We start from the raw sequence: 12175 nt of genomic DNA on the forward strand, positions 1-12175 counted from the left end.
TTCTTGCCGGGACGGCGCGAAGCCGGGCGTATGTTCGACGAGGAGGACCTCGAATCCATCCGGGAATCCCGTGAGGAGTGGGAGGCAGACACCCTGGACCCGTGGCTCGAACGGGGCGGCGAGCGCAAAGAGGAGTTCGTCACCGTCTCCAACCACGATATCGACCGCCTCTACACGCCCGACGACGTGGACGATATCGATTACGACGAGGACCTGGGGATGCCCGGGGAGCCGCCGTACACCCGCGGGCCGTACCCGACGATGTACCGCGGGCGCACCTGGACGATGCGCCAGTTCGCCGGCTTCGGGACCGCCGAGGAGACCAACGAGCGGTTCCACTACCTCATCGACGAGGGCCAGACCGGCCTCTCGACGGCGTTCGACATGCCGTCGCTGATGGGACTGGACTCGGACGACCCGATGAGCCTCGGCGAGGTCGGCAAGGAGGGCGTCGCGGTCGACACGCTCGCGGACATGGAGGTGCTGTTCGACGGCATCGACATCGGTGAGGTGAGCACGTCGTTCACCATCAACCCCTCCGCGGCGGTCATCTACGCGATGTATCTCGCGCTGGCCGACCAGCAGGGCGTCTCCCGCGAGCAGGTGCGTGGCACCCTCCAGAACGACATGCTCAAGGAGTTCATCGCGCAGAAGGAGTGGGTCATCCCGCCCGAGCCGTCGCTGGAGCTGGTCACCGACACCATCGAGTTCGCCATCGAGAACACCCCGAAGTTCTACCCCGTCTCGGTGTCGGGATACCACATCCGCGAGGCCGGTTCCACCGCGGCCCAGGAGGCCGCGTTCACCCTCGCTGACGGCTTCGCCTACGTCGAGGACACGATGGACCGCGGGCTGGCTGTCGACGAGGTGGCGCCCCAGCTGAGCTTCTTCTTCAACTCCCACAACTCCATGCTGGAGGAGGTCGCGAAGTTCCGCGCCTCGCGCCGGGTGTACGCCCGCGTCATGGACGAGTGGTACGACGCCGAAGCCGACGCCTCGAAGCGCCTGAAGTTCCACACGCAGACGGCCGGCCAGTCCCTGACCGCCCAGCAACCGCTCAACAACATCGTCCGGACGACCGTGCAGGCGATGGCCGCGGTGCTGGGCGGCACGCAGAGTCTCCACACCAACTCCTACGACGAGGCGCTCGCGCTCCCGAGCGAGGATGCGGTGCGGGTGGCGCTCCGGACCCAGCAGATTCTCGCCGAGGAGTCCGGCGTCGGCGACACGGTCGACCCGCTCGGCGGGAGCTTCGCGGTCGAGAAACTCACCGACGAGATGGAGGCCGAGATTATGGACTACCTCGAGGCCATCCGGGAGATGGGCGACGGCTCGATGCGTGATGGCGTCCTCGCAGGCATCGACCGGGGCTACTTCCACCGGGAGATACAGGAGGCCTCCTACGAGTACCAGCAGCGCGTCGACGCCGGCGAGGAGGTCGTCGTCGGGGTCAACCAGTACCAGATCGACGACGACCCTGACCTCGACATCCTCCACGTGGACGAGGACACGCGGGACCGGCAACTCGAGCGGCTCGAACGGGTGAAATCGGAGCGCGACGACGACGAGGTGGCGGCGGCGCTGGACGCGCTCGACGAGGCCATCGAGAACGACGAGAACACGATGCCGTACATCGTCGACGCGGTGAAGGCGTACGCCACGATGGGCGAGATTATGCAGGTCTTCGAGGCCCAGTACGGCGAGTACCAGGAGAAGATCGGACTGGCCTGACGCCGGCCGAACGGAGAACACCTTTACTCGGCGCCGTCGTAGCCGCTCCCGTGTCCTCCCCGGACGAATCCACGTCACTGCGCGCGGCGGGCGCCGTCGGGACCGTCGTCGCGATGCTCCCCGTTCCGGCGCTCGCCCCGGCCGTCGGCGGGGGGCTCGCTGCGGCCCTCGTCACGCGGTCACGTCGTCGCAACGCCGGCCTCGGCGCCGTCGTCGGGTCCCTCGGCGGCCTCGGCTACCTCGCCGGCTGGTCCGTCCTCGCGCTCGCGCTCTCCGGGACGTTCCCGCCCGCGCTCCCGAACGGCGGCGCGTTCGAGGGGTTCGCCGTGTTCGTGCTCGTTCTCGACATCATCGGTGGGGCCGTCGGTGGGGTGTTCGGCGGCGGTCTCGCCCACCGAGCGCGGGCACGTGGTGACGAGAGGGAGCAGACTGGGTACGAGCAGCCGGAATAATCGGTCAAACGGGTTCGTAAGGCTGGAACCCTGGAGTTCTACGAGTACTCCTCAGAGCAGGTCACGACGCCGCCACACCGCCAGCGCGACGAGCGGCACCACGACGGTCCAGACCACCAGCACGACCGCGGCGAACTCCGAGGTGACGGCGATGGAGTCGACGCTCGCCTCGACGACCACCTCCTCGGTGGCCGGATTGTAGTCCGTCGCGACGGTCCGCGTGAGTAGCGGGTGGTCCCTGGTGCCGAAGTCGGCGAACTCCGTGGTCAGCTTCACGTACGCGTTGAGGGGATTCACCCGGCCGATCCAGAAGTACCACTCCGGCGGGAACGGGTACCGGTCGACGTTCTGCACCTCGAGCAGGACCATCTGCAGGGCCGGCCAGAGCCCGCGGAAGACCGCGAAGACGCCGACGGCACCGACCACGGCCCGCGTCGAGGTGGAGACGACCGCCGAGAGCGCCATCCCCATACCGACGAACAGGAGGGCGAACAGCAGCGTCACGGCCGTCAGGCCGAGCATGGCGACGTAGGAGCCGTTCTGGAACAGCGCGCCGACGGCGACGGTACAGACCAGCAGCCCGGCCGTGAGCGGTGCGGCGACCGCCGTCAGCCGGGAGAGGAACTTGCCGGCGAAGGCGTCGAGCCGGGAGTTGGGCAGACCCAGGAGGAACCGGACGCTCCCGGACTCGCGCTCGCCGACCAGCGACGAGTAGGCGGCGAGCAACCCGACCAGCGGCACCAGCACGTGTGATATCGCCCCGATGGCGAACACCGCGGTCTGTCGGTCCGGCGGTGGACCGTAGTTGTCGAGCGCGTACATCCCCAGAACGATTCCGGCGGTGGCCAGGACCAGCAGGACCGCGACGGCCGGCACCAGCCGCGACCGGTAGGTCGACAGGAGGTCGCGCCGGAAGACGTGGTTCCAGGTCATCGGTCGCCCCCGTCGGTCGCGGGTGCCCGGTCCGTCGACGCGTCGGCCCGCTCGCCGTCCGTGTACTTCGAGAAGACCTCGCCGAGCGACGCCTCGCGTACGTCGAACTCGCCGAGGCGGCCGGCCTCCGACACCCGGTTGAGAACGCGCAGTTTGGTGTCGGCGTCGTCACAGACGGCCTCCAGTTGCCCGTTCGGGAACCGGACGTCCCTGACACCCTCGATGGCCTCGATGCCCGACAGCGGGTCCGGGTCGCCCGTCAACTCGACGACGAGCGTGCTACCGGCGCCGAGTTCGTCGCGGAGGGTGCCGACGGAGTCCTCGGCGACGATCTCCCCGTCGTAGAGGATACCGACCTCGTCGGCGACGGCCTCGACCTGTTCGAGGATGTGCGAGGAGAAGAAGACGGTCGCGCCCCGGTCGCGCTCCTCGCGGACGATGTCCCGGAGCGTGCGCGCACCGTTCGGGTCGAGCCCCGTCGATGGCTCGTCCAGCACGAGCAGGTCGGGGTCGTCGACGAGCGCCACCGCGAGTGCGAGGCGCTGTTTCATCCCCTTCGAGAAGCCGCCGGCCCGGCGGTCGGCCGCCCCTTCGAGGTTCACGCGGGCGACGAGTTCGTCGGGGTCGTCGTCGGCTGCGCGCGTCTCGATGGCGTGCTCGACGTGTTCGCGCGCGGTGAGGTGTTCGTAGACGCCGTAGCCCTCCAGCAGCGAGCCCGTTCGGCGACGCACCGGCACGGAGTCGCGCTGTGGGTCCTCGCCGAGGACGCGCACGTCGCCGGCAGTCGGCGAGGCGAAGTCGAGCATGATGTTGATGGTTGTCGACTTGCCGGCGCCGTTCGGGCCGAGGAAGCCGAACACCTCGCCGGCCTCGACGGTGAGGTCGACACCACGGAGTGCGGTCACGTCACCGTACGACTTCCGGAGGCCGTCGAGCTCGACGACACTCATGCCGTCACCTCGCGGTAGCGGAGGGGTGGGGGACCGTGCATCGTCGGGAGAGCGGCCGAGTCCGGCATAAGTCTTCTTCGTCCGCGAGGCTCGGCCGGCGATGACCGACCGGGCGCTTCCGCCCGATTATATGCAACGTTTAATGCCTCGGTCCCGAGAGTGGCGATTGGTATCCCATGTCTAGGGGCGACCCGGAAGCGGACCGGCAGCCGACGAGGAGCGGTGGCTCGACCGACCGGCTCTGCCCACCGGACTGGTTCGTGGAGACCGCGAACGTCTCCGATTCCGACATCAGAGCCCGGTTCGAGGCGAACTGGCCCGGCTGCTGGCGTGCGGCGGCCGACCTCCTCGACTGGGACACACCCTACGATAGCGTCCTGTCCGCGGGCGACGACCGGCTGACGTGGTTCGAGGGTGGGGCACTGAAACCCTCGGTCAACTGTGTCGACCGGCACGTCGAGGCCGGGCGGAAGAACGCCGTCGCCCTCCGGTGGATCGGTGCGGCCGGCGAGCGCGAGTCGCTGACGTACCTCGACCTCCAGTACGAGGTCGAGGCGGTCGCGGCCGGCCTCCGTACGCTCGGGGTCGGCCCCGGTAACGTGGTCACGCTGTTCATGCCGAACGTGCCGGAGTTGCCGGTGACGATGCTGGCGTGTGCCCGTCTCGGGGCGCTCCACAACGTCGTCTACGCCGGGTTCTCGGCCGACGAACTGGCCGACCGGATGGAGAGCGCCGATTCGGAGTACCTCGTCACCTGCGACGGGTACTACCGCCGCGGAAGCGCCGTCGGCCAGCGCAACACGGCCGACAGCGCCCGGCTCCGACTCGATGCGGACGTGACCGGCGTGCTGGTCGGGCGGCTCGACGACGACCCCCATCTGGGTCGTGATTACCACGGCTACGGGGCGCTCCGCGACGAGTTCGCGGGCGCGACGGTCGAACCCGTCGCCCGCGAGGCCGGCGACCCGCTGTTCGTCCTCTACACGTCGGGCACGACGGGCGAGCCCGACCAGGTGACCCACGCCACCGGCGGCTACCTCTCGTACGCCGCCTGGACCGCGATGGCCGTGCTGGACATCAAGCCACAGGACACGTACTGGTGTGCCGCCGACATCGGCTGGATCACGGGCCACACCTACGGTGTCTACGGCCCGCTCGCGCTCGGCACGACCACGCTACTCCACGAGTCGCCCGCCGACCACCAGGCCGGAGGGCACCCCTGGACCAGCATCGAGCGCGAGTCGGTCGACGTCTTCTACACGGCGCCCACCGCGGTCCGGTCGATGCGCCAGCGTGGCGCGCCACCCAGCGACGAGTACGACCGCTCCTCCATCCGCCTGCTGGGCACCGTCGGCGAGCCCATCGACCCGACGACGTGGCACTGGTACCGCGAACATCTCGGCGGCGGCGAGGCGCCCGTCGTGGACACGTGGTGGCAGACCGAAACGGGCGGCATCGTCGTCGCGACGCTGCCGGCCCTCGACGAGATGCAACCCGGGTCGGCCGGGCCCGGAGTGCCCGGCCTCTCCGTCGATGTCGTGGACGGGGCGGGCGACCCGGTCGCGGCGGGTACGGAAGGGACCCTCGCCGTCAGCCGGCCGTGGCCGGGGATGTGCCGGCGGCTCGCCGTCGAGGCGCGCGCGGCGGGTGCCGACGCAGACAGCCCGGAGGCGTGGCGGTACGTCACCGGTGACCGTGCGACCCGCGACGCGGACGGCTACGTCACCCTGCTCGGACGGGACGCCGAGACCATCGAGATGGACGAGACGGCCGTGGGAACGGCTGTCGTGGAGCGGGTCATCAGCTCGCTCGACGGGGTCACGGAGGCGGGTGTCGTCCGTGTCTCCGAGACCGGCGAGATCGCGGCGTACGTGAGCTGCGAGCGGAACCATCCGGACACGGATGCCCTGACCGAGCGGGTCCGGTCGCGGGTCCGGAAGGAGGTCTCGCCGGCGGTCTGTCCGGACCGCATCGTCGTGGTTCCGGAACTCCCCAAGACCCACTCGGGAAAGGTGATGCGCCGACTCCTCGCCGATGTCGTCAGCGGCCACGGCTACGGCGACACGAGCGCGCTGCGGAACCCCGAGGTCGTCGGCGAGATCGAGACGGTCACGCGAGAGGAGGAGGAGTGACCGTTTCGCACCTCTCCATATCTCCGAAACAGTCGTGTCCGCGGTCGTACGCACAGCCGTCAGTAACCGGGTATTGTCCCCCGTGCGGAGAGATACCCGTGGTGTATCCGAGCCACACCGCTCCCCGTGCTCGGTTCCCGGTCGGTGTCGATGCGATAGTCCCCGAGAACCGGGAAATGCCCGGTGGATTTATTTCGGAATCAGGTGACACCACGAACCATGTCGTCAGATGGGCAGGCCAACCGCGTCCGGCTCGACCGTGACCGGTATCGGAAGCTGGTGGCGGCGTCGGGGACGGACCGGGAGCGGCTCGTGCTCCGGCTCGCTGGCGAGGCTGGGCTGACGCCGACGGAGATGACGCGGCTGGAGGCTGGCCACGCCGAGACCCGACTCCACGACGGCGGAGTGAGTCACGCCCTCCGGGTCCCGGACGGGGGCGGCGGGACGGCCCGGCTGGCGCCGCTCCCGACGGACCTGGAGTCCGAGCTGACCGCGTACGTCGGTCCCGACGCCGACGGCGGGGCCCCCGTGTTCGAGGTGACGCCACGCCGCCTCCAGATGCTCGTCGGGAGCGTGGCCGACCGTGCGGCCGAGGCGGCCGACGACCCGGCGCTGGAACGAGTATCGAGCGCCGACCTCCGGCGGTTCTTCGGACGGGACGCCGTCGAGCGGGGCGTCCCGCCCGGAGCGGTCCTGGCGACTGGTGGCTGGGAGCGTCTCGACAGCATCGACACCGCCGTCTCGGACCCGGACCACGAGACGGCCGTCTCCGCGTTCGCGAACGCCCGCCCGCCGGTCGCCGTCGACGACGGCCCCGCCGGGCCGCAGGGGGGGCTCGACCCCGGCGCGCTGCGGGACGCCCTCGACCGACTCGACGCTGCCGTGGTGGTGCTGGGGCCGAACGGTCGCATCCACCACGCGAACCGCTCGTTCGAGCGGCTCACCGGGCGGCGCGTCGACGGGGTCGTCGGTCGCCCCTTCGGGTCGCTGGTCCTCGACGACGGGCTTCCGGGCGAGTACTGGCGGACGGTCGCCACGGAGGGCGCGTGGTCGGGGGTCCTGCCGTACGCTCGGGCCGAGGAGGGCGCGGTGGAGCGCTGGACCCGTGCCTCGCGGGTGCCCGACGGTGCCGGTGGCGCCGAGCGTGTCGTGGTCGAGATCCGCGAGCGCGACGCCGACCCGACGACGGGCCGGTCGCACGCGGTCGCGGCGGCGGTTCGGGCCCTCGGTGAGCGACTCGCCGACGAGACGACGCGCGACGGCGTGTTGCAGGCCACGACCGAGGTACTTGCGCGCGGCGAAGCCTACGAGTGTGCGTGGGTGGTCGACCCCTCCCCGCCACAGGGGCTGGACCCGCTGGCCACCGCCGGTGTCGAGCCCTCGGTCGCCCGGGAGTACGTCGCCGACCAGTCGGCGCTCGTCGACGCCGCCCGCGAGGTGGCAGAGGACGGAACGACGCGTGTCATCCCGGTCGAACCGACCCCGCCAGCCCCGGACACTCCGACGCTCGTTCTGGTTCCCCTGCGACACGCCCAGAGCGTCCACGGCGTTCTGGTCCTCGCCGCGAGGGAGACGGTCTCCATCGAGGACAGCGAGCGCGAGGTGGTCACGGACCTCGGCCGGCGCGTCGGCCTGGCGCTCAGCGCCGCCGAGTGGCGCCACCTCCTCCTCTCGGATACGGTGCTGGAACTGACTTTCGAGAGTACCGACCCCGGCTCGCTGTTCGTCTCCGCGTCGGCGCGCCTGGACTGCCGTATCGAACTCGACGGGATGGTTCCGGTCGAGGACGGACTGCTCTACTACGTGACGGTGGCCGGCGCGACGCCGGAGGAGGCGCTCGCGGCGGCCCGCGAGGCCGGGGAGGCACGACTCGTCGCCGACCGCGGGGACGCCACGCTGCTGGAGGTGGCGGCGCCGGCTGCGTCGCTGGCGACCCCGCTCATCGAGCGTGGCGGGAACGTGCGGTCGCTGGTGGCCGAGGACGGGCGTGCGGAGCTTGTCTGTGAGTTCTCGCCCGACGCCACGGTCCGGGACCTGCTGGAGGCGTTGCGCGAGGCGTTCCCCGAGTCGAACCTGCTGGCGAAGCGCGAGGACGAGCGCTCGGCCGCCAGCTCGTCGGCGTTCCGCGAGTCCGTCGACGACGAGCTGACCGACAAGCAGCGCTCGGTCCTCCGGGCGGCGTACCACGCGGGGTACTTCGAGTGGCCCCGCGGGAGTACCGCCGAGGAGCTGGCCGACTCGATGGATATCTCCTCGCCGACCCTCCACAACCACCTCCGGCGAGCGCAGCAGCGCCTCCTGACGGCGCTGTTCGAAGAGGAGAGTCGGCCGCTGGCCGAGGAAGGGACTGATTGGGATAGCTAGCGGGACGGGTTATTATGCTGGGTGGGAACGCTTGACTCGTTATGTCCGAACAGGAAGAGCCGGACCCCGACGCCACGATTGAGGCACGCCTCCACGAGCAGGAGTACTTCCGCCCGCCGACGGAGTTCGTCGGCCAGGCGAACGCCTCGGACCCCGCCATCCACGACGAGGTGGGTGAGTTCCCCGAGGGGTTCGAGCAGTACGCCGAACTGCTCGACTGGGACACACACTGGGACGAGGTACTCGACGCCTCCAATCCGCCGTTCTACGAGTGGTTCGTCGGCGGCGAACTCAACGCCTCCTACAACTGTATCGACCGGCACCTCGACGAGCGGAAGAACCAGACAGCGCTCCTCTGGGAGGGGGAGGGCGGCGAGCAGCGGAACATCACCTATCAGGACCTCTATCGCCGCGTGAACGAGACAGCGGCCGCGCTCCAGGACGCGGGCGTCGAGGAGGACGACGTCGTCACCATCCACCTCCCGATGGTCCCCGCGCTCCCCATCACGATGCTCGCCTGTGCGCGCCTCGGGGCGCCCCACTCGGTCGTCTTCGCCGGGTTCTCCGCACAGGCACTCGCAGAGCGCGTCGACTCGGCCGACTCGGACTTCGTCGTCACCATCGACGGCTACTACCGCCGTGGTGACTTCCTGCCCCACATCGAGAAGGCCGACGAGGCCCACGAGGACGCCGACCGTGACCCCTCGACGCTCGTCTGGACCCGCCACGACGACGTCCACGATTCCGTCGATGTCTCCGACGACTACACGATGATGGCGGACCTGCTGGCGGACAACGAGCGAGCGACCGTCGACCCCGTCTCCCGTGACGCCGAGGACCCGCTCTTCCTGATGTACACGTCGGGGACCACGGGCAAACCGAAGGGATGCCAGCATCGCACGGGCGGCTACCTCTCGTATGTCACCGCGACCTCGAAGTACGTCCTCGACATCAAGCCCGAGGACACCTACTGGTGTGCGGCTGACATCGGCTGGATTACGGGTCACTCCTACATCGTCTACGGCCCGCTCGCGCTGGGGACGACCAGCGTGATGTACGAGGGGACGCCGGACCACCCACACAAGTCCCGGATGTGGGAGATCGCCGAGCGGTACGACGTGGACATCTTCCACACCTCGCCGACGGCGGTGCGGATGTTCATGAAGTGGGGCCCGGAGTACGTCGAGGGGTACGACTTCGACTTCCGCCACATGACGACGGTGGGCGAGCCCATCCAGCCCGAGGCGTGGCTCTGGTACTACCAGCACATCGGCGACGAGGATGCCGTCATCGTGGACACGTGGTGGCAGACCGAGACCGGCGGCCACCTCATCACGAACCTGCCCGCGCTGGAGGACATGAAGCCCGGCAGCGCCGGCAAGCCCGCACCCGGAATCTCGCCGGCCCTCGTCGACGACCAGGGCGACAGGCTGGAGCCGGCGAGCGGGAAGGCCGGCAACCTCATCATCGAGCGGCCGTGGCCCGGGATGCTCCAGACGGTGTACGGCAACGACGAGCGGTTCATCGACACCTACTGGGCCGACTTCTCCGATACGGACTCCGACGACTGGCGCGACTGGAACTACAAGGCCGGTGACGGTGCCGTGCAGGCTCAGGACGGCTACTGGCGCATCCTCGGCCGCCTCGACGACGTGATGAACGTCGCTGGGCACCGGCTCGGCACGATGGAGCTCGAATCGGCCGTCGCCGAGGTCGAGGACGTGGCCGAGGCCGCCGTCGCGGCCCGCGAGCACGCCGAGAAGGGCGAGGTGCCCGACGTGTACGTCGTCGTCCGTGACGGCGTCGAGGCCGGCGAGGAGGTCCGCGACCGCATCATCGCGGCCGTCGAGGACGAGATCGGCGCCTTCGCCCGCCCGGACAACGTGATGTTCGTCAGCGACCTGCCGAAGACACGTTCGGGCAAGATCATGCGTCGCGTCCTGGAGAACATCTCCAACAACGAGGACCTCGGGGACACGACCACCCTGCGCGACCCCTCGGTGCCGGAGACCATCCGCGACCAGGTCCACGGCGACTGAGACCAGGCCGCTCCCGGGCCGACCGCACGCCGCGTGCCAGTCCCCGCGGCCCAGCTCCTCCCTTTTTGTCCCCTCGTCGCGCTCCGTTCGGCTGCTCTATGGCCGTTCACCCTGGCAACGATGGCCGACTTCGAACCATGTCAATCATTGGTTAACGTATTTATCCTGTTGCTTTATACGGGAATGTCGCTTGTCACACATCGTCGTGACACGAAATACCAACCGCACGCGGCGCGACGTGATGAAGGCTGCCGGCGTGGCCGGCATCGCCGGCCTCGCAGGATGTACGGATTCCCTCACCAGCGGCGACGGTGGCGACGGCGGGGGCGGCAACGAGGCGCTGGGCAACTACCCCATCGAGGGAGACACCGCTACGTTCGGGTTCAACATCCCACTCTCGGGTCCGTACGGCTCCGAGGGGCAGGACGAACTCCGCGCGTACGAACTCGCGGTGAAGCACCTCAACAACGGTGGCGGCTGGGTGGACTCCCAGTTCGACGACCTCTCCGGGGACGGCGTCGTCGGGAAGACCATCGACTACAGCGAGGCGGACACGGAGACGGACAAGGGCAAGGCCCGGGAGAACGCCCGCCAGCTCATCGAGCGGGACAACGCCATCATGGTCTCGGGCGGGTCCTCCTCCTCGGTCGCCATCAACGTCCAGGACGAGTGTCAGAAACAGAAGGTCCTGTTCATGGCCTGTCTGACCCACTCGAACGATACGACCGGGAAGGACTGTGTCCGCTACGGGTTCCGCGAGATGTTCAACGCCTACCACACGGCGAAGGCGCTCGCGCCCGTCCTCGGCGAGGAGTACGGTGAGGACCTGGAGTTCTACCAGCTGTACGCCGACTACACCTGGGGCAAATCCGTCGAGGAGTCGATGCGCCAGTTCCTCTCGGAGGGGCCGGGCTGGTCGGAGGTCAACTCCGTCGCCACGCCGCTGGGCACCTCGGACTACTCGTCGTACCTCTCGGACGCCCAGTCCTCGGGCGCCGACGTGCTCCTGCTGAACCACTACGGGCTGGACGGTGCGAAGTCGGTCCGGCAGGCGGTCGACGCCGGCGTCGACGAGGAGATGGACATCGTCGTCCCGCTGTACAACCGGCCGATGGCCGAGGCCGCGGGCGACGCGATTTCGGGCGTCTTCGGCACGGTCGCCTGGGACTCCGCCATCGACAACACGCCCTCGAACGAGTTCACGTCGGCGTTCCAGGAGGAGTACGACCGCATCCCCTCGGGCCCGGCCCAGCTGGCCTACGCCCAGACGCTCCAGTACGCCGCCGCCGTCGAACGCGCGGGGAGCTTCTACCCGCCGGACGTCATCAAGGAGCTGGAGGATTACTCCTACAGCAACATCGGCATGGGCGAGGAGACGATGCGCAAGTGCGACCACCAGGCCCAGCGCGCGGTGCCGGTCGTCCGCGGGCTGCCGGCCGACCAGATTGAGACGGGTAACTACTTCGAGATCGTGAACACCACCGAGGCGAGCCAGGTCACGTACGGGTGTGACACCGGTCCCGCGGCGCAGTGCGAGCTCGGGCCGTACGAGTAACGACGCTCTCAATCCAATC

8 protein-coding genes are annotated in these 12175 nt (G+C 69.3%); 6 read left to right on the forward strand and 2 right to left on the reverse strand.

Features of this window, described 5'->3' with window-relative positions; all coding sequences use genetic code 11:
* Positions 1 to 30: 30 nt before the first annotated feature.
* Entirely contained in the window at positions 31 to 1731 is a 1701-nt protein-coding gene (locus NL115_RS16805) for a methylmalonyl-CoA mutase family protein (RefSeq protein WP_254830484.1), read from the forward strand.
* 50 nt (positions 1732 to 1781) lie between these two features.
* Positions 1782 to 2183, forward strand: a complete 402-nt coding sequence (locus NL115_RS16810; RefSeq protein ID WP_254830485.1) for a hypothetical protein — start codon at positions 1782 to 1784, stop codon at positions 2181 to 2183.
* Positions 2184 to 2234: 51 nt separating this feature from the next.
* On the opposite strand, the gene NL115_RS16815 is transcribed toward NL115_RS16810, so the two are convergent.
* Together NL115_RS16815 and NL115_RS16820 are read right to left on the reverse strand one after the other, a co-directional pair.
* Positions 2235 to 3116 (reverse strand): ABC transporter permease, encoded by an 882-nt coding sequence (locus NL115_RS16815; protein ID WP_254830486.1) that lies wholly within the window; start codon positions 3114 to 3116, stop codon positions 2235 to 2237.
* Entirely contained in the window at positions 3113 to 4066 is a 954-nt protein-coding gene (locus NL115_RS16820; protein WP_254830487.1) for an ABC transporter ATP-binding protein, read from the reverse strand. The genes NL115_RS16815 and NL115_RS16820 overlap by 4 nt, the downstream gene beginning before the upstream one ends.
* 176 nt (positions 4067 to 4242) lie before the next feature.
* Here NL115_RS16820 and NL115_RS16825 point away from each other — a divergent pair, with 176 nt between their 5' ends.
* The 4 genes from NL115_RS16825 to NL115_RS16840 all read left to right on the forward strand — a co-directional run bounded on the left by NL115_RS16825 (position 4243) and on the right by NL115_RS16840 (position 12156).
* The gene (locus tag NL115_RS16825) at positions 4243 to 6198 is read left to right on the forward strand and encodes an AMP-binding protein (protein ID WP_254830488.1); all 1956 of its coding nucleotides are present in this window, start codon (positions 4243 to 4245) and stop codon (positions 6196 to 6198) included.
* Positions 6199 to 6417: 219 nt separating this feature from the next.
* Complete coding sequence (locus NL115_RS16830; RefSeq protein WP_254830489.1) at positions 6418 to 8562, forward strand: bacterio-opsin activator domain-containing protein; 2145 nt, start codon at positions 6418 to 6420, stop codon at positions 8560 to 8562.
* Between the two features lie 41 nt (positions 8563 to 8603).
* Positions 8604 to 10601, forward strand: a complete 1998-nt coding sequence (gene acs, locus NL115_RS16835; protein ID WP_254830490.1) for an acetate--CoA ligase — start codon at positions 8604 to 8606, stop codon at positions 10599 to 10601.
* Positions 10602 to 10842: 241 nt separating this feature from the next.
* The gene (locus NL115_RS16840) at positions 10843 to 12156 is read left to right on the forward strand and encodes a substrate-binding protein (protein WP_254833104.1); all 1314 of its coding nucleotides are present in this window, start codon (positions 10843 to 10845) and stop codon (positions 12154 to 12156) included.
* The last annotated feature ends 19 nt before the right edge of the window (positions 12157 to 12175 follow it).

Origin of the sequence: Haloglomus salinum (assembly GCF_024298825.1) — an archaeon.
Classification (GTDB): Archaea; Halobacteriota; Halobacteria; order Halobacteriales; family Haloarculaceae; genus Haloglomus; species Haloglomus salinum.

Coding starts and splice junctions, on each gene's coding strand:
- NL115_RS16805 (WP_254830484.1), top strand. CDS start 31: ATGTTCGACGAGGAGGACCTCGAATCCATCCGGGAATCCCGTGAGGAG.
- NL115_RS16815 (WP_254830486.1), bottom strand. CDS start 3,116: ATGACCTGGAACCACGTCTTCCGGCGCGACCTCCTGTCGACCTACCGG.
- NL115_RS16820 (WP_254830487.1), bottom strand. CDS start 4,066: ATGAGTGTCGTCGAGCTCGACGGCCTCCGGAAGTCGTACGGTGACGTG.
- NL115_RS16825 (WP_254830488.1), top strand. CDS start 4,243: ATGTCTAGGGGCGACCCGGAAGCGGACCGGCAGCCGACGAGGAGCGGT.
- NL115_RS16830 (WP_254830489.1), top strand. CDS start 6,418: ATGTCGTCAGATGGGCAGGCCAACCGCGTCCGGCTCGACCGTGACCGG.
- acs (WP_254830490.1), top strand. CDS start 8,604: ATGTCCGAACAGGAAGAGCCGGACCCCGACGCCACGATTGAGGCACGC.
- NL115_RS16840 (WP_254833104.1), top strand. CDS start 10,843: ATGAAGGCTGCCGGCGTGGCCGGCATCGCCGGCCTCGCAGGATGTACG.